Below are 23,711 nucleotides of genomic sequence, written 5' to 3'. Positions count from 1 at the left end.
ACCGGGGGTTTTATTTAATGCAAGATAATTATAATTATTTTATAACTAGTAATAAAGTATATATGGTAATAATTGCAGTGCTTATTTTATTATTAATGCTGTATGGACATATAATAATTGGTAGTATAACTATTGTTTTATATGTGCTGCTTGTAATTTATAATATAAAAAACACAAAATTCAGGAAAAATGAATGGAAAAAATTTATAGAAGATTTCTCCTCTAAACTTGATATAACTACTACAAGTACACTTGTTAAATTCCCATTCCCACTTGTTATAATAAAGGTGACTGGGGATGTGCTTTGGTATAATCAAAACTTTTCTTCTATATTAAAAGGAAAAGATATATTAGGTCAAAACATTAAAAATATTGCAAGAGATTTTAATATTAAACAGGCAGTAAATGGCAAGGAGAGTGTGTTTAAATACATAAGAATCAAAGATAAATATTATGATATATATACAAATATAGTAGGTACTTCTGAAAAATCTAAGGATAAGATTGTTATATTATATCTTTATGATGTAAGTCAATCCTATGATATGGCAAATTCAATAAATGCAAATAAAGATACTATAATGTTAATGGAAGTTGATAATTTTGATGATGTAGTTAAAACTATGGATGAAGATGATAGGCCACTTATAATAGCAGAGATAGAAAGGACTATAAATATTTATGCACAGAGCTTAAATGCAATGATAAGAAAGTATGAATCAAATAAATATATATTTTGTATACAAAATAAATATATAGAAAAAGAAATGGAAAAAAAATTTGAAATATTAGATACTGTAAGAGAAATAAATATGGGAAACAAGCTTGCAGTAACTTTAAGTATAGGTATAGGTAGAGGAGGATTAACTCCTTTAGAAAATGAAAAATATGCAGTATCAGCTAAAGAATTGGCATTAGGTAGAGGTGGGGATCAAGCAGTTGTAAAAAGTGGAGATAAATTATTATTTTATGGAGGAAAAGCCAAAGAAGTTGAAAAGAGAACTAAGGTAAAGGCAAGGGTGGTAGCTCAAGCACTTGTAGATATAATAAATGATAGCAGCAATATATTCATAATGGGACATATTAAGCCAGATATAGATTGTTTAGGCGCTGCTGTAGGGATACACAGTGTAGTATGTTTACTGGGTAAGATGTGTTCTATTATATTAAATGATCCAAATGAAAGTACAAAACTTATATTGGCTAAAATTAAGGAAGAAAAAGAATATAAAGATGTATTTATACATAGTAGAGATTGTGAAGATAAAATGGATGAAAATAGTCTTCTTATAATTGTAGATGTACATAGTGAAGGGTATGTAGAAAGCATGGATTTAGTCAAGAAGTTTGGTAGGATGGTTATAATTGACCATCATAGAAGAACTACAGATTTTATTAAAGGTTCACTTTTAAGTTATATTGAACCTTATGCTTCATCTACTTCTGAATTAGTTACCGAAATGTTACCATATATGGTAGAAAAGCCTGCCATAAAAACTATAGAAGCAGAAGCTCTTCTTGCAGGAATATGTGTAGATACTAAAAATTTCTACTTTAAAACTGGAGTAAGGACTTTTGAAGCTGCCTCGTTTTTAAGAAGGCTAGGAGCAGATACCATAGAAATAAAAAAATTTTTTTCTTATGATTTAGAAACTTATTTGAAAAGGGCTGAAATTATAAGGTCAGCCAATATATATAATAATATTGCCATAGCAGTGTGTCCTAAGCAAATAAAAAGTATACTATTGGCAGCTCAGGCAGCGGATGAATTGCTAAATATTACAGGTATTCAAGCATCTTTTGTTTTTGTTAAAATAAAAGATGAAGTATTTATTAGCGGAAGATCCCTAGGAGATATAAATGTGCAAGTTATACTTGAAACCTTAGGTGGTGGAGGACATATTACTATGGCAGGGGCAAAATTAGAATATGTAACTATAGATGAGGCCTTGTCGAAATTAAAAGATGCCATAAAGAAATATGTTAAGGAGAGTGAAAAGTAAGTGAAAGTTATATTATTAAAAGATGTAAAAACTCTAGGGAAAAAAGGTGAAGTTATAAATACTTCGGATGGATATGCTAGAAATTATTTAATACCAAAAGGATTTGCAGAGGAGGCAAATAAAGCTAATCTTCATGTATGGAACAACAAAAAGGAAGCGGAAAGAAAACAGAAGCTTGCAGAAGTGGAAGCAGCGCAAAAGCTTGCGGCAGAATTAAAGGGAAAAGAAATAAATTTAACTGTTAAATCAGGAGAAAATGGAAGGATATTCGGTTCTATAACCGGAAAGGATATTTCAGATGAATTAAATAAAAAGTTTAAAGTAAACATAGATAAGAAAAAAATAGCAGTTGGTAATATAAGGCAGCTTGGTACTTATGATGTAGAAGTAAAATTATATCCTGAAATATCTACAAAAATAAAAGTAATTATTGCAGAAAAATAAGGAGGAGAACTCGTGAAGTTACAATTTATTGATGGGTTGGATAAAGAAATGAATAATTCCATACCAATAGATATTCAAGTTAAAGTGTTATATGATTTGTTGAAGAAAGTTATGGATGAAGTTACTATAAATGATAAGGTAGAAAAATACAATCTTCAAGATTACATAAATAGTGAAGATGTATTTAAGAGAATATATGCTTTAAATAAAATAGTTAGTGATGGAAAAGGCTTAAGTATTATACCAAATCAGTCTAATATATATAATGCTTTAGAGGATACCAATAATTGGCTCGCGGAGACTTTAGCAGAGAGGTATGTAAGAACTAAAATTGAAAGAGAAGTAGAAAAGAATATTACAGAACGTCAGGACAAATACATGGACGAGGTAAGATTAAGTATTATAAAGAAACAAAGAGGACCTGAGAATGCGAAAACCTTAAAAAAATACGCAAAGCTTGAAGTACTGGATTCTAAAAGACTTGGCAAAAATATACAAAGACTTTTAAGACCGGAAGCTTTTGATGAAATTATAGGTCAAAGAAGAGCTATAGAATCTATACTTTCTAAAATAGCTTCTCCTTATCCACAACATATAATTTTATATGGACCTCCTGGTGTAGGTAAAACTACTGCTGCTAGAATTGCTCTTGAAGAAGCAAAAAAGTTAAAATTTACTCCTTTTAATAAAGATGCTAAATTCGTAGAAGTCGACGGTACTACCTTGAGATGGGATCCTAGAGAAATTACAAATCCTCTTTTGGGTTCTGTACATGATCCTATATATCAGGGTACAAGAAGGGATTTGGCAGAGGGAGGTATACCAGAACCAAAGCCTGGACTTGTTACAGAAGCACATGGAGGAGTACTTTTTATCGATGAAATAGGTGAACTAGATGAAATGCTTCAGAACAAATTATTAAAAGTATTAGAAGATAAAAGGGTTGAATTTTCATCTTCATATTATGATCCTGATGATGAAAGCATTCCCCAATATATAAAATATTTATTTGATAAGGGAGCTCCAGCAGATTTTTTACTTATAGGGGCTACTACCAAAGAACCAGGCGAAATAAATCCAGCTCTTAGGTCAAGATGCACGGAAGTTTATTTTGAGCCTCTTTCTATAAAAGATATACAAAATATAGTGGAAAATGCAGCAATAAAGTTAAATATAGAAATGGAAAGGGGAGTATCTGAACTTATAAGTAAGTATACTATTGAGGGAAGAAGGGCTATTAACATATTATCAGACGTGTATGGATATGTATTGTATAATAGTGGTGTTAAAGATTTAGATAATAAAATTAAGATTACGGTAGAAGATTTAAAAAAGGTTATATCTATAGGTAGATTTAAATCTTTTGAAGAGGTATCTTTGAAATCAAAATATGAGGTAGGCCATATTTATGGATTAGGAGTAAGTGGGTACATAGGTTCTACTATAGAAATAGAATCAGTGGCATTTAAAGCTAAGGAAAAAGGAAAAGGAGTTGTAAGATTTAATGATACGGCAGGGAGTATGGCAAAGGACTCAGTGTTTAATGCTGCTTCAGTAATAAGGAAAATAACTGATAAGGATATAAGTGATTATGATATTCATGTAAATATTATAGGAGGAGGAAGAATTGACGGACCTTCTGCAGGAGCTGCTATTACAGTATGTATAATAAGTTCTCTTTTAAATAAACCTTTAAGGCAAGATATTGCTATTACAGGAGAAATATCTTTAAGAGGTAATATAAAGCCTGTAGGTGGAATTTTCGAGAAAATCTATGGTGCAAGAAGAAATGGAATAAAAACAATGGTTGTACCTATAGAAAATTTAAAAGAGGTGCCTACAGATATTAATGATATAAAAGTTGAACCAGTGTCTAGTGTTGAAGAATTAATGAAAATAGTATTTTAATGAATAACATGAAAATGACCATATATAAGTTTAAGGAGTGAAGATATCCATGGATGCGCCTTTAGGAAGTATACCTCATAATTTGGAAGCTGAACAAAGTGTAATTGGTTCGATGCTTGTTGACAAGTCTTCCATAGTTGAATCTATGGAAATCTTAAAAGTTGATGACTTTTATAGAGAATCACATAAGGTTATATTTGAAGCTATTCTTGATTTATATAAAAAAGATATAGCTGTAGATATAATAACATTAACTGAAAGTTTAAAATCTAAATCTAAACTAGAAGCTGCAGGAGGAATAACATATATAAGTGAGTTAAGTGGTTCTATAGTATCAACTGTTAATTTACAATCTTATATAAAGATTATAAAAGATAAATCTACCCTTAGAAAACTTATTAAAGCTTCTACAAAGATAATAGAGGAAAGTTATAATAATCAAAATAATGTAGAGAAAACTATTGATATGGCTGAAAAATCTATATTTGACTTGTCCAATAATAGAAAGGTATCTGATTTTGAGCCTATGAATGTTGTATTGGAAAGAGGATTTTTAGAAATAGAAAGATTGTTCAACAATAAAGGGCAGACTACAGGGGTAGCTTCCGGATTCAGGGAATTAGATGCTAAAACTTCAGGATTTCAAAAGGGTGATATGGTTTTGGTAGCTGCCAGGCCATCTATGGGTAAAACGACTTTTGCATTGAATATAGCAGAATATGCAGCTTTAAGAGAGGGTAAGAAAGTGGCTATATTTTCTCTTGAAATGTCAAAGGAGCAATTAGCATATAAGTTATTATGTTCTGAAGCACATATAGATATGCTAAAACTTAGAACTGGAAATTTAGAGGATAAGGATTGGGAAAATATTGCTAGAGCTTCAGGACCTTTGGCTGAAGCAAAGATATTCATAGATGATACTGCAGGAATATCCATTATGGAAATGAGATCCAAATGTAGAAGATTAAAAATAGAGCATGGTATAGATATTATAATTATAGATTATCTGCAGCTTATGAGTGGTGGAAGAAATTCGGAAAGTAGACAACAGGAGGTATCGGAAATATCTAGATTTATAAAATCACTTGCAAAAGAGATGCAGTGCCCTGTTATAGCACTTTCACAATTATCCCGTGCTCCAGAGGCCAGATCGGATCACAGACCTATGCTTTCAGATTTAAGAGAATCAGGTTCTATAGAACAGGACGCAGATATAGTTATGTTTTTATATAGAGATGAATATTATAATAAAGAAACAGAAGAAAAAAATGTGGCAGAATGCATTATTGCAAAACAAAGAAATGGTCCTACTGGTACCATAAAATTAGCTTGGATGGGGCAATTCAGCAAATTTGGAAATTTAGATGTGATACATCAGGAATAAAATATAAGGGGGTGTTGAAAAACTACTTTTTTAAAGTAGTTTTTCAGCGCTTCATTTTTATATATCGGAAAAAATCAGTAAGAAAATTTTTTTTGCTTAAAGAACTTATACTAGCTGAATTTTTGGCGTACTTTAATAACCCATATGATATTTTATGAATTTTTACAGTATATTTATGTTGTTTTTAATCCATGAAGTATTTGTCCACATCGTTTATTTTGAATTTTATTATGAAATTTATTTACATTATACCCAAAACATAGTAGCATGAATTTAGTTTTAACATTCTTCTTTCCACGTCGTTTCTCCCTATAATTTTTTAGAACTTTTTAGTTCAGAAAGGAATCCCTATGGCTTTAAAAATCGTGTACAAAATCTGTTGTGGCATTGATATCCACAAAACTTTTGTAGTTGCTTGTATTGCAACCACTAATTCTAAAGGTATTACCACCTATAAGAGCTATCACTTTTCTACCTACACGAAAGGTTTGAAAGAGTTGTTACAATGGCTACTTGATTCAAATTGTAAGGATGTTTGTATGGAATCTACAGGTAAGTATTGGATTCCTGTATACAATGTTTTAGAAAAAAGTTGTTCAATTGTACTTGCTCATCCTAAATACGTTAAGGCTACTCGTGGTAAAAAAACTGACAAGAAACATTTTCAGGATTTGGAATCCCGGAAAACAGAGTTGGAAGAATTGATTCTTGCGATCACCAGTCCCTATCAACAAGAACTCGACCTAATTCTAACCGCTCCATCCTTTAAAAACATCTTTTCCGCAATCACCGTTATTTCAGAAATTGGTGTCAACATGGAGGCTTTTCCTTCGGCGAAGTACTTATGTTCATGGGCAAGGTCTAACTCCTACCGATAATGAAAGTGCAGGGAAGAAAAGATCTGTCCGGGTTTCCGAAGCCGGATGCTACACAAGCCACTTTTAGTACAATGTGCTAGTTCTGTGATTAGAAGTGAAAAGCATCTTGAAATCCGTAACCGCTACCTCCGCATAAGGAAACATCGCGGTCACAAAAAAGCAATCATTGCAATAGCAAGAATGCTTCTAACAGCATTATACAACATGTTAAAAAATAAAGAAAATTATAATGCTGAACTTTATAGAAAGGCAGATGTTATCCCTGTTGAACGCGAAATCACAGTAGAACAAGCAATTTTAATGGCACAGTTCCAATGTTACAAAATTAAGTCAGCTATCCAATCTTAACTTATTTAAATATTTAATTTTTTGACCAGCGAAAGGTGCTCTATTTGTTATGCCCTATTTGTATTATTAGCTAAATTTACTTTCTTTTTCAACCTTTAAACCCTCCAATATTTGGCTTAGCAGGCGAGCTGAATCATCTTCAGGTATTAACATTTCGATATTAAGTGATAAAATCAGTTGATAATATCTTCTATATTTATTTGAGCAAAAAATAAGTTGCCGCATAATTTAATTATGCGACAAGCCCCTTATATTTTATTATGAGTTTGTAAAATAAAGTACAAATTAGTGTATTTCTATTTTGTTATTATTCCCTTTTCCTTTTTCTAACTTTGGAAGTTCAATTTTTAAAACTCCTTCTTCAAAAGAAGCATTAATATTTTTTTCATCTACATTGTCAATATAAAAGCTTCTATTAAATTCGCCATATCTTCTTTCACGTCTTATAAAATTTTCTTTATTATCTTCTATGGTATCATCTCGCTTAGCAGATATTGTTAGATAGTTATTGTTAAAGCTTAAGTTTATAGCATCCTTTTTTATACCTGGGAGATCTGCTTCAATTAAATAGGAAGTATCAGTTTCTTTAAGGTCGACTTTGAATTCACTATTAAATAAGTTCGTATTAAATGGTGTTAAAAAATCATTATTAAAGAAAGAATTGAAGAAGTTTTCGACATCATCACCTCTTCTTATAGAATTATTTCTTCTAAATGGAACCATATCAAACATAATACATACCTCCTTGTATATAACCTTATTATTTATTAATTTTTATTACAATTACATAATATACTAAAAGTCAAAGAAAGTCAAAGTCTAAAAAGTGTAGATTTTTTTACTAAGAATTAGAAATTACTATTAAGAGCTATATAATTTAGTATAAACAATATATTTAAAAATAAACTGAAAATTTTAATGATTTTTACTGAATAAATGAATCAAATATAAAAAAATATGATAACAGTAAAATAATATTATTTTAGATGAAATAAAAATAAATTCTAAGGATTCAAAAAAGGAAGTTTTTGACGTAGTCTGTGAAGCAGAACCTCAATGAATTAAAGATATGCTGGAAAAATTAGATGAAGTATTGTTTAGAGATAGAGACAGGAAAAAATATAGATATAAAATTAAAAGAGAAAAAACAATTCAAACAATAATGGAAGATTCAACCTTTAGCAGGAGATATTACATTAACAGGTATACATGCCGGGGTATTTTTCTTTTAGACCAAACATTGGATTTAGGTTTAATAATAAGAACCAGGCAGAATTTGATTGAGAAAATGATAGATAATGCAACGGACAATTTTTATAGAAAGGGGGCATTAAAGATTGAGGAATCAACTTTAACAAAAGTAAGTCACCATGGATTAGTACAGAAGTAAAAGATAATACCCAAAAGATATATCAACTGGACTTATTCCACATATATGAAAAAGCCAGCTGTAAGATTAAAAAAGAGGAATCCAGAAAAAGAATTGTCTTTATAGTTAAATTAAATAAATGCTGTAAAGGAGATGAAAGATATGGTGGGGATAGAAATGCAGACAACAATAAAAACATTATTCAAAAAAGGTTATAACAAAACACAAATAGCAAATATTTTGAGTATAGACAGAAAAACAGTAAGGACGATATTTCAGAAGATTGAAAAATACGGAGAAGTAAAAAGGAAAAAATATGTATCCATACTTGATTCGTATAAGGAATATATAAATATTCAGATATTAAAAGAACTAACTGCAAGGAGAATATTTCAGGATCTTCGGGATGAACATGGATATACTGGGAGCTATGATACGGTAAAAAGATACGCTGTCAGAATCAAGAAAAAGCCGCCAAAAGCACATATGGTCCTTACAAGCCTGCCTGGATAAGAAGCTCAAGTGGATTTTGGATACATAGGAACAATAAAAGTAAACGGTAGAAATAGAAAAGCCTGGGTGATTAACTTGAAAGAAATTCAGGTGTTTTTGAACATGACAAAAAGACCTATTAAAATGAGGCCAAAAAAAGAGACTTATATTATTCATAATTAAAAATCAACTTATTTTCGGTGATATCTCTTGACTTACTTTTGTTACTTCAAAGCTTTGAGCTTGAAGAAATAAAATAATTCTATCTATATTAGGTTGAAAATGTCGAGAAGTGTTTTCTCTTTTTAGATATTTTTCATGAATAGAATTATCAAAGGCTTAACTTGAAAGAAATTCAGGTGTTTTTGAACATGACAAAAAGACCTATTAAAATGAGGCCAAAAAAAGAGACTTATATTATTCATAATTAAAAATCAACTTATTTTCGGTGATATCTCTTGACTTACTTTTGTTACTTCAAAGCTTTGAGCTTGAAGAAATAAAATAATTCTATCTATATTAGGTTGAAAATGTCGAGAAGTGTTTTCTCTTTTTAGATATTTTTCATGAATAGAATTATCAAAGGCTTCATTTTTTAAAAGCATATTATAAATACAGGTTAAAAGCATTCTTGCTATAGCAATAATTGCTCTTTTGTGCCCACGTCTTTTCTTTATACTTTCATAACGATATTTAAAGTATGGGCAGGACTTGTTTTTTATTGCTGCATTAGCACACTGAATAAGTATTGGCTTTAAATAAGCTCCGGCACGGCTTATACGAACACTTTTCTTTTTGCCAGCACTTTCATTATTTTGTGGTGTAAGATCTGCCCAAGAGCACAGATGTTTAGCATCTGGAAAGACTGACATATCCACTCCAATTTCAGAAATTATAGTTGTAGCAGATTGTGTAGTTATCCCAGGGGCAGAAGCAATAAGCTCAATTTGTGACTTAAATTCACTTGAAATTAATGAAATGGCAGTATCAAGTTGAGAAATACAATTGTTAATATAATCATAATGATTCAAGCATATAGACATCTTTGCTGTTTGATTTTTAGAGATGCTTCCTTGCATAGCAATCTTAATTTCGTCAGCCTTAGATAACATACTCTTGTGTAGAAATTGAGTATAGTCTATATCTAATTTATCAGGATGCTCCATGGCATATTTAATTATAGCTGATGATGATTTACCAAAGGTATCTGATACTACGCTTGAAATCATGATATTTGAAACTGTTAATGAATTTTGGAATCTGTTTTTCTCACTTGAACGGAAATTTGTAAGTTTAAAGCGATAGCGCATAAGGTCTCGTAGTTCTCTTATGGCCTTTGGAGGAATAAAACTTCCTTTAACTAATCCATGCTTATGTAAGTCTGCAAGCCATAGAGAATCTTTTTCATCAGTTTTTTTGCCGGGAATGTTTTTAACGTACTTTGGGTTAGCCAGAGTAATATTACAGGAATCTTCAAGTATGTTATAGATAGGTATCCAGTACTTTCCGGTGCTTTCCATACAAACTTCTTTACAGTTATGCTCAGATAACCACTCTTTTAAATGGAAAAGATTCTTTGAGTAAGTACTGAATTGTTTGGTTGCATAGGTAGTGATGTTATTCTCATTGGTTGATGTTACAGTTGCAACTACAAATTTTTTGTGAACATCAATACCGCAACAAATAGAATAAACGATTTTTAACATTTATATCACCTACAAATAAAAAAATAAAGTACACAGGTGTTGACTGAATACTCATACTTTTAAACGGTCTTTGTTTAAACAAAGATTAACTTACGTGCCCTAGGGCACACTTATTTGTACTTAAAAGAGTAATCGGCACATGTTATTATACGGATTACAGTGAAGTGCAATCACACTCACCCCGCCGTGCTCTGTAGTACACCTGTATACTTGTCTATATTATTCACAGTAATTGGTAATTTTAATCACTCTTTCATTAATTTTTGTGCCTTGAGCACAGCGAAAGGAATGAATGTTATTATGTCTTTAAGCTACTCAAGATATATGTATGTTCAAATATCATTTGATCAATCCGGCAAGACTTTTATCCAGTGTCACAAGCAGTCATTTGAATACTTCATCAGTGTACCTGAAACGATTAAAATAGATAACTTGAAGGCTGGAGTACTTGAAAATGATTTTTATGAACTTGTAATTCAAAAAAATTATGCTGCATTTGCAGCATATTATGGTTTCTGGGCCCAGCCCTGTAGGATCAGGACACCAACTGACAAGGGTAAAGTAGAATCCAATGTTGATTATGTTAAAGATAATTGTTTCAAAGGCAGGGAATCTAAAGATCATGAGGGGGTAAAGAAATCTTTATCCAAATGGCTTGATACTGTTGCCAATGTAAGGAGACATGGTACTACACATAAAATTCCCCTCAAAGTTTTTCAAACTGTAGAAAAAAAGAATTTGGTAAATCTGCTGAAGGAAGAATTTATCATGTCTAAATCTAAAATTTGTATATTTTCATTATATTTTCTGTTCTTTTTCTGTTCTTTTATAAGTGCCTTTACTTCAACATTTATAGCTCTTTTAGATTCTTTTAACTGTTCCTTGATAATTTCATTAACATCTATAAAGTCTATAATTCTGCTGTTTCTTAATAATGAAAAATCTTAGTGTTTTTAATATTTTTTAAATTGTAGGGTATATAATTTTTACAATAATGAAGGTAACAGAGAGATTAATAGACAATGATTATGTATTTGGAAATTCAAAAAATAAACATTGGACTTATACCAGTTTAAATAGATATATAAAGAAAAATATTAATGATATAAATGGACTTCGACTACACAGGATAAGATGTACAGTAGAAACTCTTTCGGAAGAAGGTGGAGCTTCACTGTATGAATTTATGCAATTATTAGGTTATAGTCAAACATAAACAACTGAATAGTATGGCCAAAAATAATAGAGATGGATTGCATAAATGTTTAACTAAAAGTCTAAATATGGTATAAAAAATATAATTGGCTACAGATCCAAAAAATAACATATAACTATGTAGAAAAAATGTATAGTTATATGTTAAAATTGCTATTATATAAGGTTGTAATATTAACATAGATAAAGATATAATATGTTATAAATCAAGGCTTTTTATAATATATGATATTGACAATATATTAAAAAGTAGTAACATAATATATGTATAAATTAATAAATATGCTCCTATAGCTCAGATGGTAGAGTAATTGATTCGTAATCAATAGGTCGCAGGTTCGATTCCTGTTGGGAGCACCAAGTTATAAGCTACATTTTTGTTGGTAGTAAACCAATGAAGATGTAGCTTTTTTCATATCTAAAATAATAATTGAAGTTTGCAGTACCCAAGTAGGTGCTGCATTTTTGCGTTAAGGAGGATTTGCGATGAGTAAACAAGTTACTGCTATCCCTTCAAGACAAAATCAATTTGATAAAAGATTAAAGGTTGCTGCCTATTGCCGTGTCAGTACTGAGCATAAGGAACAAAGACAGAGTCTAAAATCACAAGTAGCTTACTATACGCAGAAAATTTGCGATAACCCGGATTGGGATTTTGCCGGTATTTACGCTGAACAGGAATCTGGCACAAGAGTAGATAATAGAGATGAGGTTCAGCGATTAATGAAAGACTGCAGAGATGGAAAAATAGATTTGGTTTTGATGAAATCTCTTAGCCGCTTTGGGCGCAATACATTGGATGTTTTACTAATGCTTGATGAATTATCAAAATTGAATATTGTTGTCTACTTTGAAACTGAGAATATTTACTCTAATGATTCTCGGGTAAAAAAGTACATTACCATGGCAGCAGCGGCTTATCAGGAAGAAAGCAGACAAAAAAGTGAAGCTATCAAATGGGGTATCTGGCAGAGCAGTCACCACGGACATATAAAGTTAAACCACTCACAGTTTCTTGGCTACGGCAGAGATGATAATGGAAACCTTATAATCATTGAAGAAGAAGCTAAAATCGTACGGCTTATTTATGATTTGTTTCTCCAAGGCTATGGCTGCCGTAAGATCAAGAAATATCTTGAAGATTACGGTATAAAAACTATCACTGGTAAAGAGCAATGGAGTACATCAACCATTGACCGAATCTTATCCAATGAAAAATATATTGGTCGTAATATTACTCCCAAAACCCATATTCCTGATTTTCTCACGGGTAAACAAAAAGAAAGCCAAGGACAGATTGATATGATTATCATTGAGGATTCTCACCAAGCGATTATTAGTCAAGAGATGTTTAATGCTGTACAGAACTTAAAAGGAAATATTAAGAGCAAAGAGGTAACTATAAATGAAATCTGTTTCTGAAGTAGAAATTCTGCTATTTTTCAATGAATTCCAGCATAATACCGTGAATATTTCCATGATTTACACAGATTTAATTGCTTTATTCGTCATGGTGATATATAATATATACAATATTTATTTGGTAAAGGATATTTTTAATGGGTTATATGACAGCGAAAGAAGCAGTTGGAAACGGGTACTTAACACTACACTGTTTACAGGTGTCTTGTATTAATGGAAATAGAGAGATGTTCAATTTTGAATTGTCCAAAGATGCTTAAAAGAGCTAAGTGAGTTATTGATACAAAACCATTTATATATAAAAGCGTTATTACTTTTATATTGTTTCATTATAGCAATAATCACCAACTGGATTCGTGACATATTGCGTAAATTAAAATCATTTTTCAACAAACAAATTTAATGGGGAGGTAAGTTCTCGTGGCTAAAGTGACACATCATGTTGTACCAAACGACAAAGGTGGATGGGATGTTAAGCGAGGAGGTGCACAACGTGCAAGCGTTCATACAGAGACCAAAGCTGAAGCAATAAAGGTTGGCAGAGTTATTAGTCAGCGGGCTGGAAGTGAGTTTGTTATTCACGGTACAAATGGGAAAATTCAGCGTTCAGATAGTCATGGCAATGATCCATGTCCACCCAAGGATCAGAATGAGAGGTGATACGAAATGCGTTCTAAAAAGCCCGTATTGGCCTTAATGTACGATTTTGACAAAACCTTATGCACTACAGATATGCAGGAATATACATTTATTCCTAATGTAGGTATGACTCCGGGCGAGTTTTGGGAAGAATCTAATAATCTTGCTAAAGAAAATAAAATGGATGGCATTCTTGCTTACATGCGTGTAATGCTTGAGCGGGCTCACTCAGCCAAAAAAAGTATTTGTCGCGAGGAATTTGTAAAGCTTGGAAAAGATCTTCAATTTTATCCTGGTGTTGAAGACTGGTTTAGCCGAATAAATCGGATTGGAAGAGAATTAGGTGTAAAAATCGAACACTATATTATTTCTTCTGGACTTCGCGAAATTATTGAAGGTTCAAATATCTATAGATATTTTCGAGAAGTTTTCGCCTGCGAATTTTTGTACGATGAAAACCGAATTGCATGCTGGCCAAAGAATGTTGTGAACTACACAACAAAAACCCAGTTTTTATTTCGTATTAATAAAGGAGTACTTGATTTATCAAATGATGAGGATTTGAATAAATTCACTCCAGAAGATGACCGGCCAATACCATTCCGTAATATGATTTATATTGGTGATGGACTTACAGATGTTCCGTGTATGAAACTTGTAAAAGCAAACGGTGGATATTCTATTGCGGTATACCAAAAAGGGAAAAAAGCAAAAGTTGAAGAACTATTAAAATACGGAAGAGTTGATTTTTTGGAGTTAGCGGATTATTCAGAAAACGGCGAACTTGATAATACTGTACGAGACATAATCTGTAAAATGGCTATGGTGGACTCATTAAAAAGGAAAAACAGTGTGCAGTTAAATACAATAAGCAAGTAGTTTAATTTGTTCGTGATTGAGTTTAATAACAGGATGGGAGGATAAGCATATGGCGCAGTACCGTATAAAGCAAAGTAGGATTTTGAAATTTCGGTTACCAAAAGGATATGATCTAAATAAAATTCAGATTGGAATACCCGTGATGGGAAATGAGGCAAGTAAAGTTGGTCTACAAAATGTTGGTGATACTATATTGCCTTCTGGAAAATTTGGGTCTGCTTGTAGGTGTAATGCTTATGGCTATTCTTATCCTGACAAATCACAACCCCCAAAAAGACGTTATGTTTCTACCAACTGGATTCAACCTTTTGGAAATGCATATGCCTCATCAGTTGCTGTAGATATATACAAATCATGTTATTTGCAAATTGAAGTTCCTCCAACAGAGATAGAACTTGTATTGTTTGAGGATAAAAGCAAACGTAGGTTTGTTGTTGCCAATCTGACTTCGACTATAAGGAACAATTACTTGAAGGAGACTATTAATATTTTCCTTGAAATCTATGGTTTCTGTTATATTTTTAGCGATGAAATAAATTTTAGCGAAGTGATGAAAAGGCAGCGTTGCAATTGGGAGATACTTCCTCCAGGAGAAAAACCAAGTGTACATTTAACCAACCAGCTAAAAATGCAAGGGGAAAATATCGACACCTTTGATATTTCCCGACTAAGCTTCCTTGAAAAATATAAATCGGAGCAAATAGTTGAAGGGGTAAATGCTGACTTACGGACAGTGATTTAGATAGATTATGTTTAAGTTAATTAATAATCCTATTGTAGATAATATTTACACTGTAAATTAATGCAATACTATACTTAAAATGATAAATATACGTCTACATGAAATTTATGTAAGAATAAAAGTCTAAAAGTATCCTACAATGCTTTACTTAATTTAAATTTTGTTATTGTTGTTATATATCGTAAAGTACGAAATCAAATTTAAGCCTGTACTTTTTAATGCTAGAGTCATAACATCTATTAAACCACTTTTATGCCACAACTAAATAAGCTATATATTCTAACTACTTTATTCTTTAATTTTTTTGTAGCCCCTATAATTTTGCTTTTCTTATTTTTAGAACAATCTGCTCCTAATACTATCATCCATGTATATGCTATACATAGGCATAAATATAGGTTCTCAAAATATATTTGATCTTCTGTCCACGTATTTTCCATATTGAATCCATTTGACTTTAAATCTCTAAACATTTCTTCTATTATGAATCTCTTTTTATACATTCTAACAGCTTTTTTACTATCCATATTAGTTGCTAAATACCAAGTATCTTCTGATTCTTCTGCTTTACATACTGCCATGTTACATTTATATTCTTTAGAGCCTAATAAAACTCCATTGAATTTCCTTACAACTTTTTTTATAGGGGTTATATCTCTTAAATACTTAATTTCCTCTTTACCTCTTATTTTTATGAGCATATCATTAGTGCATCTTATACAATATTTAAAGCCAAGTGTATCTATGAATTTAAATAAATCTATGCTTTTAAAGCCTCTATCTGCAAGAACTATAACTTCATAGTTGTAGGGAGCAAACATCTCTTTAAGTTCTTTTAATCCCTGCTTTATGTGTTCAAAGCTTTTATTGTCTTTTTCATTATACCCAAATATTTTATACCATAAAGGAATTGCCCTTCTGCCAACTTTTAATGAAAACTTTAATATTAAAGATCTGTTATCAATGGTTGTATGATCAAATATTATAATTACTTTATTGTTGTTACTTTGTTTTACATATTTTTTTAAAACTTCTTCAACGAAAAAGCTATATAGATAATCTGGATTTATTGTTGACCTTTTAAAAAATCTATATATTCTTCTTATCTTACTTTCTTCAGTTGCATCTGTGAAATCATCCTTTAGTTTTTCAGAAATATCTGAGATTACAACTGATTTTGATAGTATTATCCCTATAATTATATAAACTAGATTTTTTAATCTTTTACTTGTTATGGGTAAAATTTCATATAGTATTTTTTCTAATTCTGTTGTAATATATTCTTGATTGTTCAACATAGCCAACTTCTCCTTTTTTATAAGTTTTTTTTGTGGATTCAACTTATATTTTAGGACTTGGCTATGTTTTTTTCTATACTTTTTTTATTGGTAATTTAACCCTTGGTTAACATGCCCTTTTTACTGTCCGTAAGTCAGGGGGTAAATGGTTTTAACGGATATTATGCATATATATTTACAAAATACTGTGTGTTGGAATTGGCGATTTATGGCAATGCAACTTATATTATCCCAAAAGAAAACTGGGAAGTATTAAGCCAAAAAACAAAGCAGGAATTGATTGATTCTAGAGTAGTTGTCGATAAAATTATACATATCGAGAAGTGGAAAAATACTATTCGTAAAACTTTTGACAAACTGGATATTAAATGAAAATCATGAAATTTCTCTAATGTTCGTATACTTGCTACTCCATAAAACTAGAGGATTTTGATTTTATTTGTTCTAAAAGGATGCATCTATTTTGTACTAATGACACAATGGAATCCTGTAATATCAACATATTAAAGGGTTCTATTTTTTATCATTTTTGTTGTCATCCTCCGTTTGTTGGCAATTTGTTGGCAAACTAGGACAAAAAAATTATCCGCCTTTTCTGCAGCTTCTTTCTGCATGTTAGGAAGTATACTAGCATAAGTGTCTAATGTCATTTTTACTGTGCTGTGTCCGAGCTTTTCACTTATTACTTTTGGATTAATTCCAGTTTTAAGCAGTAGACTAGCATGTGTATGTCTTAAATCGTGGAATCTTATTATAGGTATATCTAGTAGCTCATATAGTTTTACCTTCTTTATAACGCCATCTGGTTCTATTTTTTTATGGTTAGCTTTTTTTAGTATCCTTCTAAAGTTTCTACTTATATATTTTGGGTCATAGGGCCTTCCATCATTCTGGCATACAACAAAACCCCTACTGTCATAAGCAGATTTAAAATAGTTTCTATTCTCTTCCTGTCTAGTATACTCAACCTCCAATACGGCAGCTAAATTATTTGATATGCTTATATTTCTTATACTATCTGGAGTTTTTAAATCAGATAAGGCCAAACCATTTTCATCCCATTGGTATTGTTCCTTTACATAGATAATTTTTTTATCCAAGTCAACATTTTCCCATCTAAGACCACATATCTCGCCTTCTCTTATACCGGTTGCTGCGGTAATAACACAAGGTAAATATATTATAAGTCCTTGTATGACATTTAAAAATTTATTTAGTTGTTCTTTATCCCATATATTTAATTTCTTTTTATTGTTCTTGGGTTTACTTACATAAAAACATGGATTTATATATATCATCTGCCACTTTATGGCTTGATTGAAGGCTATATTTAAAAGTGTATGGAAATGTCTTGCTGTGGTACCAGATACCTTCTTTAAACTTTTTGTGTAGAAATCCTGTACATTTATAGGTTTTATTTTTGTAAGCTCCATTTTTTCAAAAGCCGGGATAAGGTGATCTTTGGATATATATTCGTAGAAGGTATATATATTATATTATCAACAGCAGGTAGTGGAATTTTATATAAATTTACTGTCCGTAGGTCAGGCTATACCATAGAAAATGAGAGTTGCCGCAATCACCATTGGAGTATGCAAATTGGCTTCAATATGATCGTCGAAAAGGATAGTTATGATAGCCCCCCGGAATACAGGCAATCACTACTTTAAACCAAAGCGAAAAAGTATCTTTTTTAATGACAGGCTGTGTTTTATCCCTAAATTGAAACGGAAACATTTTCTTCCAAAACATAACGACGACTGCAAATATTGCTCCAAGTTGAATGACAACAAAAAACATTTCATTAAATGCTTCGCTCATATTAAGAGTAATAAACTCGTCTAGGAGAAGCATATGCCCTGTGCTGCTGATGGGTGGCCATTCTGTTATTCCCTTTACAACACCAAGAAATATAGCTTTCAAAATTTCTATAAAGTTGAGTGCCATTATTTCAAATCCTCTTGTTTTTTGAGCGATAAAAGCAAAGGGGGAAACTGTTAAAAACATAAGTATACTGCCAAGTAGAAACTTTAGAAGCCACCCGATTGCAACACGCAAGTTGTAGCTCTCCATGCCAAAAACAGCATGATATAGCCCGGATAAAATTAGAATACCTACCCATGTTACCAAGGTGAGCATAGCAATCCAAAGAAACAGGGTACAAAACTTACCGAGCATAAGTTTTGTCCTTGAAATCGGTATTGGCAACATATTTTTTAATGTATTTTCCGTATACTCTCTGCTAAGCAAGTAGGCGGTAATCGCCACAAAAATCATCATGTTTGTTAATAGCATAATGTACAGCAGATTGTCATCATATCTGACGTATGGACAGTTTAATGTAAATGAATGAAACGATTTGCAGGATAAAATTATAAATAGAAAACCGCCTTAAAACCCTATAAAATATGATTGCAACCAATATCAACAGGAAGGCGGTTAACAAGTATGTTAAATACTCAAGAATATATTATCACAGAACTCAAAAAAACCTAGAATCTATGATTTTTTGACAGCACCTAGATTAAGGATTTTAGTAGCAATCATAATAGAAATTATAGAATCAGGCTCAGTTGTGTTATCAAAAATTGTGCAAGAATTAAAGAACGATTTCAGTGAGGCAACTGAATCAAGTAAAGTAAAAAGGATTTCCAGATTCTTAACAAATGATAAAATAAATACAGATATGGTTCAATACCATTTTGCAAAGACTCTTTTCAAGAAATATAAGAATCATTCTGGCAAGGTTCATATTGATCGTGAAATTACTGTTGAGCAAGCAATACTAATGGCACAGTTCCAAGGTTATAAAATCAAGTCAGCTTCTTAACCTTAACTTGTTTCAATATTCAATTTTTTGACCAGCGAAAGGTGGTCTATTTGTTATGCCTTCTTATACTATTAGTAAAGTGTACTTTCTTTTTCAACCTTTGCCTCCAATCACTTTCTACATTATAATAAATGTAGATGTAATTGTCTAAACTTATTTGGGGACTTGAGAGTTTCAGCTATTGACTTTTTATAGTTGGTCTTTCAGATTCATTTTTGAAAATACTTTCTATTATGTATAACGACTTACAAAAGAAAAAAGATAGTGGAAATTAAATTATTTTTTAGCAGACACAGCAGCATCTACTGTATGACTGGCAAAAATTAAAAACGACAGGCTTATCTTTCAAAGATGCTCCTGTCGTTTTTGTCCCTGTATTTACATGATTTTTTATACACTCCAGCCTAGACTTTTCTGCTGAATATTGTATAGTCTTTTATATAGGCCTTTATTTTTGATCAATGTATTATGGGTACCTTCCTCTACTAGTCTACCTTCATTTAAAACAATGATTTTATCTGCCCCTGCAACTGTTCTCAGTCTGTGTGCGATTACAATAACCGTTTTTCCTGCAATTAATTTAGAGATGGCCTGCTGAATCCATACCTCATTTTCAGGATCTAAAGAGGCCGTAGCTTCATCCAGCAGTACGATAGGTGCATTCTTTAAAAGTGCACGAGCAATTGAAATTCGCTGCCGCTCACCGCCTGAAAGGGTACTGCCGTTTTCACCGAGCATTGTTTGATAACCGTTAGGCAATTCATTTACAAACTCGTCGCAGCAAGCTGCTTTTGCAGCCTCCATCACTTGATGTTCTGGTGCATCTAGATTTCCGATGTGGATATTATTGTATACCGTATCGTTAAAGAGAATAACATCCTGAAATACAAAGGACATATAACTCATAAGATATTCTGGATCCAGTGTTTTAACATCCACACCTCCGATTTTAATCGTTCCCTTGTTTACATCCCAAAACCGTGCAATTAGTCTTGAAATTGTGCTTTTTCCGCATCCTGAAGGACCTACCAGAGCTGTAATAGCATCTGAGGGGATGGATACTGTAAGATTTTTGATTACCACATCTTCATGAGGATTCTTCTCATTATAGCTGAAGGACACATTTTCAAAATCAATGTTCCAGTTTGTAATATGTGTTTGAGTATCGCCCTCCATAATCGGTGTATTTATTAAAGTACGCATTCGCTTTGTAGCAATACGGTGATAAAATAGCTCTGGCAATAAGGTAAGTTCAACAACAACTGGTCCATAGATTCTTACAGCGATGAGCAAAAACATTAATAATGGGATGAGCTCAATTTTACCCCCTGTCAGTAGATAAACGCCAACAAAGACTGTAAGTCCCACACCAGCCTGTATAATCATCTGAGCCCCTGTAACAAAAATCCCAGTGCCAAATTCCATTTTAATAGCCATTTTCTTCATCAAACGCAAAGCGCTATCTAGTGATGAGAACTTGGAACCGTCCAAACCGCACGCCTTGATAACCTTGATACCCTCCAGATATTCTTGCACCTGTCCGGATGCCTTTAGCTTTGCATCCACATGTTTTTCTCCCAATTTATTCTGAATTTTTTTACTGCCTAAAATCACAAGAAGCGCAATGGGTACAGTGCAGAATATAGAAAGTGCAAGTCTCCAGTCAAATATGGCAAGCATGGCACAAATAATGGTGATAGAAATAGCATTGGCGCACAATTGCGGAATTATATGACTCAATACATGTTCAGTAGTAGAGCAGTCTCCCATGATATTCGTGGTAAGCTCTGATAAATCCTTGGAATTAAAAAAGCTCATGGGAAGCTTTCGTATATGCTCAGAGACGCTGATTCGCGTATTTTCAGCCTCCATATAAGAGGTGACGTAGGTCTTTTTATAATCATTTTTGCTGGCGATAAACACCAAAATTGCCGATATGATGCCGGCTCCAAGCAGTATCCACATTATTGTCCATGAAATTTTCTGACCCATGAGCGGTTTTAATAGTTCGGTAAAAATTCCAATGGTCACGCCAAAGGGCAGCATTAGTGAAAGATTGGTAATAGTACATGCTATTATGGCCTTCTTCAAATCGGAATAGCCTTTATCTGTAAGCATCAACATCTCCTTGAGATTAAGCATTTGTTTCGCCCCCCTTTCTGTTTATCTTCCAATCCAACATTTTGACATACATATTCCACATGGTGAAATATTTTCCTTCTTTTGCAAGTAGTTTATCATGGGTGCCCTGCTCGATAAGATGGCCCTTGTCAATCACCACTATTTTATTAGCACTCCGTATGGTAGACAAACGGTGTGCAATCATAACCACTGTTTTGCCATGCATTAGCTTTTTAAAAGCACTTTGGATAAGATGTTCATTCTCGGGATCTGAAAATGCAGTTGCTTCATCTAGTATAATGATTGGTGCATTTTTTACAATGGCCCTTGCAATGGCAATGCGCTGCTGCTCCCCTCCTGATAGATGAATTCCTTTTGTGCCAATTATAGTATCATATTTATTATGCAGCTTTTCAATAAATTCCTGGCATTGGGCGGCTTTGGCCGCAGCAATTACTTGTTCATTTGTTGCATTTTGATTTCCCATACGGATATTTTCCATAATACTCTGTTTAAAGAGAAATACATCCTGGAATACAAAGCTAACTTTTTCCATCAAATAATTTGTATTCATATGGCGAATATCCACCCCGCCAATTCGGATGCTTCCTTCCGTTACATCAAAAAAACGTGGAATCAGATGGGCGATGGTACTTTTTCCTCCCCCGGAAGGGCCCACAATAGCTGTAATTTGATTTTCCTCCGCGCTGAATGAAACGCGGGACAGGGCGTCAACTTCTTGTTCTGCATAAGAAAAAGACACATTTTCAAAAATAATTTCATGCTTTTCAGTTGTTCTTGGATTTTTGGGTTGAGACAGTGATTCAGTGTGCAGAATTTCATCCATTCGTTCCACTCCACCGATGATTTGGATGCCCGCTGGTAGAAACATACATAATTTTCGTCATAATGGTTGCGATGGAGGGTACAAAGATCAAATAAAAAATAAATTTGCTGGCAAATGGAACATAATCTGTTGTATTGAGTCCAATTAGAATACCTACTGGTATTAAAAATAAATAAATGTTATTTACAATTGTGATAAAGGCTGACATATAATTTTCCCAACTTAATGTATAGGGAATCACCATATTAGTATATTCCTTTATTGCTTTGTGCATCCTGCGAAAGGAATATACGGTTTGTTTGAAGGCTTTGACTACGGTAATGCCTCTTATATATTCTACAGATGCATTGTTCATATCTTCTAGTGAGGTTTGATATTTTTTCATCATGGTCTTTGCTCCATCATTTCCATAGGCAATCATTTGAATAACAAAGGCAATGACAATGCCTACGATTGCTGCGAGACCAAAGCGCCAGTCCACAACAAGTAAAATGACGAACATGACAAGCGGTGCAACAAAAGATGCTACCATATCGGGAAGTTGATGGGCGATAAATCCTTCGATCTTTTCAATGTTCTCATCCATAATCTTGCGTAGTTTACCGCTGCCGACTAAAACGTGAAAGCCCAGTGGTACTTTGGCAAGATGTGATGCAAAATTTACCTTCAATTCGTACAGTGTACCGAAGGCTGCAAGATGTGAACACATCAGAGCTAAAAAGTACAATAGGATATTCAAAATAATACCTCCAAAAGCAATCCAGCCGAATCCAATTGTCCTTTCTACATCGAGGGCTGAGAATTCGGGATATATTCCCATGATCTCCAAAACGATATAGTAAATAGCAATATACGGAATAAAAGAAGCAATAGAGGCCAGTGCGGATAAAATCACCGAAGTGATCATAAGCGGTTTTTTTGTGGTCGCAAGTTCCATTAGCCTTGCCATTCCAGTTTTCGGTTTTTTGGCTATTGCAGTTTTCTGTTTCATGGGCAACCTCTCTTTTCTAAAAAATATAGTTTCATTTCTAAACTCTGAAAGCGTACAACGCTTGAAAGCTTTAAGGAGTATCATTAAGTTAGTCTCAACTAACTTAATGATACTCCCTTTTCTCTGTTTTTTCAATCCCCAAAATAAATTTGATAGAGCTGTTGATAAATGTGGAAAATTTTTATATTCCTTGCT

18 protein-coding genes, 1 tRNA gene and 5 pseudogenes are annotated in these 23,711 nt (G+C 32.5%); 16 read left to right on the top strand and 8 right to left on the bottom strand.

The window, feature by feature from the left end; genetic code table 11:
• Nucleotides 1-17 precede the first annotated feature (17 nt).
• The 5 genes and pseudogenes from AB3K27_RS21175 to AB3K27_RS21155 all read left to right on the top strand — a co-directional run bounded on the left by AB3K27_RS21175 (nucleotide 18) and on the right by AB3K27_RS21155 (nucleotide 6,965).
• Complete coding sequence (locus tag AB3K27_RS21175; protein WP_368489236.1) at nucleotides 18-2,003, top strand: DHH family phosphoesterase; 1,986 nt, start codon at nucleotides 18-20, stop codon at nucleotides 2,001-2,003.
• Complete coding sequence (gene rplI, locus AB3K27_RS21170; RefSeq protein WP_368489235.1) at nucleotides 2,004-2,447, top strand: 50S ribosomal protein L9; 444 nt, start codon at nucleotides 2,004-2,006, stop codon at nucleotides 2,445-2,447.
• 12 nt (nucleotides 2,448-2,459) lie between these two features.
• Nucleotides 2,460-4,355, top strand: coding sequence for a Lon family ATP-dependent protease (gene lonC, locus AB3K27_RS21165; protein ID WP_368489234.1), 1,896 nt, complete (start codon nucleotides 2,460-2,462; stop codon nucleotides 4,353-4,355).
• A 49-nt stretch (nucleotides 4,356-4,404) separates the two neighbouring features.
• Nucleotides 4,405-5,739: a replicative DNA helicase gene (locus tag AB3K27_RS21160; RefSeq protein ID WP_368489233.1), complete on the top strand. Its 1,335-nt coding sequence runs from the start codon at nucleotides 4,405-4,407 to the stop codon at nucleotides 5,737-5,739.
• Nucleotides 5,740-6,089: 350 nt separating this feature from the next.
• A pseudogene (locus AB3K27_RS21155) lies at nucleotides 6,090-6,965 on the top strand (transposase).
• Nucleotides 6,966-7,250: 285 nt separating this feature from the next.
• Here the strand turns inward: AB3K27_RS21155 and hsp18 are convergent.
• Nucleotides 7,251-7,697, bottom strand: a complete 447-nt coding sequence (gene hsp18 / locus AB3K27_RS21150) for a heat shock protein Hsp18 (RefSeq protein WP_368489232.1) — start codon at nucleotides 7,695-7,697, stop codon at nucleotides 7,251-7,253.
• A 337-nt stretch (nucleotides 7,698-8,034) separates the two neighbouring features.
• On the opposite strand from hsp18, the gene AB3K27_RS21145 reads away from it, so the two are divergent.
• Nucleotides 8,035-8,355, top strand: coding sequence for a UPF0236 family transposase-like protein (locus tag AB3K27_RS21145; RefSeq protein WP_368489231.1), 321 nt, complete (start codon nucleotides 8,035-8,037; stop codon nucleotides 8,353-8,355).
• Between the two features lie 141 nt (nucleotides 8,356-8,496).
• Nucleotides 8,497-8,847 carry a hypothetical protein gene (locus AB3K27_RS21140; RefSeq protein WP_368489230.1) on the top strand — a complete coding sequence of 117 codons (351 nt, stop codon included), beginning with the start codon at nucleotides 8,497-8,499 and terminating at the stop codon, nucleotides 8,845-8,847.
• A 413-nt stretch (nucleotides 8,848-9,260) separates the two neighbouring features.
• Here the strand turns inward: AB3K27_RS21140 and AB3K27_RS21135 are convergent, their stop codons facing one another.
• Nucleotides 9,261-10,532 carry an IS110 family transposase gene (locus AB3K27_RS21135; RefSeq protein WP_368487954.1) on the bottom strand — a complete coding sequence of 424 codons (1,272 nt, stop codon included), beginning with the start codon at nucleotides 10,530-10,532 and terminating at the stop codon, nucleotides 9,261-9,263.
• Nucleotides 10,533-10,832: 300 nt separating this feature from the next.
• Here AB3K27_RS21135 and AB3K27_RS21130 point away from each other — a divergent pair.
• From AB3K27_RS21130 to AB3K27_RS21100, 7 genes and pseudogenes are all read left to right on the top strand, one after another.
• Nucleotides 10,833-11,318: pseudogene (locus AB3K27_RS21130) on the top strand (IS21 family transposase); the annotation flags it as partial.
• Between the two features lie 208 nt (nucleotides 11,319-11,526).
• A complete protein-coding gene (locus tag AB3K27_RS21125) occupies nucleotides 11,527-11,748 on the top strand; it encodes a hypothetical protein (protein WP_368489229.1) in 222 nt (73 codons plus the stop codon).
• A 283-nt stretch (nucleotides 11,749-12,031) separates the two neighbouring features.
• A tRNA-Thr gene (locus tag AB3K27_RS21120) sits at nucleotides 12,032-12,107 on the top strand.
• A 126-nt stretch (nucleotides 12,108-12,233) separates the two neighbouring features.
• A complete protein-coding gene (locus tag AB3K27_RS21115; protein ID WP_368489228.1) occupies nucleotides 12,234-13,169 on the top strand; it encodes a recombinase family protein in 936 nt (311 codons plus the stop codon).
• A 420-nt stretch (nucleotides 13,170-13,589) separates the two neighbouring features.
• Nucleotides 13,590-13,829, top strand: a complete 240-nt coding sequence (locus AB3K27_RS21110) for a DUF2188 domain-containing protein (protein ID WP_368489227.1) — start codon at nucleotides 13,590-13,592, stop codon at nucleotides 13,827-13,829.
• Nucleotides 13,830-13,835: 6 nt separating this feature from the next.
• Nucleotides 13,836-14,687 carry an HAD family hydrolase gene (locus AB3K27_RS21105; protein ID WP_368489226.1) on the top strand — a complete coding sequence of 284 codons (852 nt, stop codon included), beginning with the start codon at nucleotides 13,836-13,838 and terminating at the stop codon, nucleotides 14,685-14,687.
• A gap of 49 nt (nucleotides 14,688-14,736) precedes the next feature.
• Nucleotides 14,737-15,429, top strand: coding sequence for a hypothetical protein (locus AB3K27_RS21100; protein WP_368489225.1), 693 nt, complete (start codon nucleotides 14,737-14,739; stop codon nucleotides 15,427-15,429).
• A gap of 239 nt (nucleotides 15,430-15,668) precedes the next feature.
• Here AB3K27_RS21100 and AB3K27_RS21095 read toward each other — a convergent pair whose 3' ends face one another.
• Nucleotides 15,669-16,727: an IS4 family transposase gene (locus tag AB3K27_RS21095; protein WP_368489224.1), complete on the bottom strand. Its 1,059-nt coding sequence runs from the start codon at nucleotides 16,725-16,727 to the stop codon at nucleotides 15,669-15,671.
• A 192-nt stretch (nucleotides 16,728-16,919) separates the two neighbouring features.
• On the opposite strand from AB3K27_RS21095, the gene AB3K27_RS21090 reads away from it, so the two are divergent.
• Nucleotides 16,920-17,099 carry a hypothetical protein gene (locus AB3K27_RS21090; protein WP_368489223.1) on the top strand — a complete coding sequence of 60 codons (180 nt, stop codon included), beginning with the start codon at nucleotides 16,920-16,922 and terminating at the stop codon, nucleotides 17,097-17,099.
• 131 nt (nucleotides 17,100-17,230) lie between these two features.
• Here AB3K27_RS21090 and AB3K27_RS21085 read toward each other — a convergent pair whose 3' ends face one another.
• The 3 genes and pseudogenes from AB3K27_RS21085 to AB3K27_RS21075 all read right to left on the bottom strand — a co-directional run.
• Nucleotides 17,231-18,217, bottom strand: a complete 987-nt coding sequence (locus tag AB3K27_RS21085) for a tyrosine-type recombinase/integrase (protein WP_368491301.1) — start codon at nucleotides 18,215-18,217, stop codon at nucleotides 17,231-17,233.
• A 123-nt stretch (nucleotides 18,218-18,340) separates the two neighbouring features.
• Nucleotides 18,341-18,674: pseudogene (locus AB3K27_RS21080) on the bottom strand (undecaprenyl-diphosphate phosphatase); the annotation flags it as partial.
• Between the two features lie 6 nt (nucleotides 18,675-18,680).
• A pseudogene (locus AB3K27_RS21075) lies at nucleotides 18,681-19,040 on the bottom strand (ABC transporter permease); the annotation flags it as partial.
• A 196-nt stretch (nucleotides 19,041-19,236) separates the two neighbouring features.
• On the opposite strand from AB3K27_RS21075, the gene AB3K27_RS21070 reads away from it, so the two are divergent.
• The gene (locus AB3K27_RS21070; protein ID WP_368489222.1) at nucleotides 19,237-19,557 is read left to right on the top strand and encodes a hypothetical protein; all 321 of its coding nucleotides are present in this window, start codon (nucleotides 19,237-19,239) and stop codon (nucleotides 19,555-19,557) included.
• Between the two features lie 390 nt (nucleotides 19,558-19,947).
• Here AB3K27_RS21070 and AB3K27_RS21065 read toward each other — a convergent pair whose 3' ends face one another.
• Together AB3K27_RS21065 and AB3K27_RS21060 are read right to left on the bottom strand one after the other, a co-directional pair.
• A complete protein-coding gene (locus tag AB3K27_RS21065; RefSeq protein ID WP_368489221.1) occupies nucleotides 19,948-21,699 on the bottom strand; it encodes an ABC transporter ATP-binding protein in 1,752 nt (583 codons plus the stop codon).
• Nucleotides 21,692-23,516, bottom strand: a pseudogene (locus AB3K27_RS21060) (ABC transporter ATP-binding protein). The gene AB3K27_RS21065 and the pseudogene AB3K27_RS21060 overlap by 8 nt, the downstream one beginning before the upstream one ends.
• Between the last annotated feature and the right edge of the window lie 195 nt (nucleotides 23,517-23,711).

Source organism: Clostridium sp. BJN0013, assembly GCF_040939125.1.
GTDB lineage: Bacteria > Bacillota > Clostridia > Clostridiales > Clostridiaceae > Clostridium_B.
This window is presented reverse-complemented; position numbering and strand designations above follow the sequence as displayed.

Excerpts from the sequence above, each read along its gene's own strand:
- AB3K27_RS21115 (WP_368489228.1), top strand. The coding sequence starts at position 12,234 with ATGAGTAAACAAGTTACTGCTATCCCTTCAAGACAAAATCAATTTGAT.
- AB3K27_RS21065 (WP_368489221.1), bottom strand. The coding sequence starts at position 21,699 with ATGCTTAATCTCAAGGAGATGTTGATGCTTACAGATAAAGGCTATTCC.
- AB3K27_RS21100 (WP_368489225.1), top strand. The coding sequence starts at position 14,737 with ATGGCGCAGTACCGTATAAAGCAAAGTAGGATTTTGAAATTTCGGTTA.
- AB3K27_RS21175 (WP_368489236.1), top strand. The coding sequence starts at position 18 with ATGCAAGATAATTATAATTATTTTATAACTAGTAATAAAGTATATATG.
- AB3K27_RS21125 (WP_368489229.1), top strand. The coding sequence starts at position 11,527 with ATGAAGGTAACAGAGAGATTAATAGACAATGATTATGTATTTGGAAAT.
- AB3K27_RS21095 (WP_368489224.1), bottom strand. The coding sequence starts at position 16,727 with ATGTTGAACAATCAAGAATATATTACAACAGAATTAGAAAAAATACTA.
- AB3K27_RS21140 (WP_368489230.1), top strand. The coding sequence starts at position 8,497 with ATGGTGGGGATAGAAATGCAGACAACAATAAAAACATTATTCAAAAAA.
- AB3K27_RS21145 (WP_368489231.1), top strand. The coding sequence starts at position 8,035 with ATGCTGGAAAAATTAGATGAAGTATTGTTTAGAGATAGAGACAGGAAA.
- AB3K27_RS21160 (WP_368489233.1), top strand. The coding sequence starts at position 4,405 with ATGGATGCGCCTTTAGGAAGTATACCTCATAATTTGGAAGCTGAACAA.
- AB3K27_RS21135 (WP_368487954.1), bottom strand. The coding sequence starts at position 10,532 with ATGTTAAAAATCGTTTATTCTATTTGTTGCGGTATTGATGTTCACAAA.
- AB3K27_RS21105 (WP_368489226.1), top strand. The coding sequence starts at position 13,836 with ATGCGTTCTAAAAAGCCCGTATTGGCCTTAATGTACGATTTTGACAAA.
- hsp18 (WP_368489232.1), bottom strand. The coding sequence starts at position 7,697 with ATGTTTGATATGGTTCCATTTAGAAGAAATAATTCTATAAGAAGAGGT.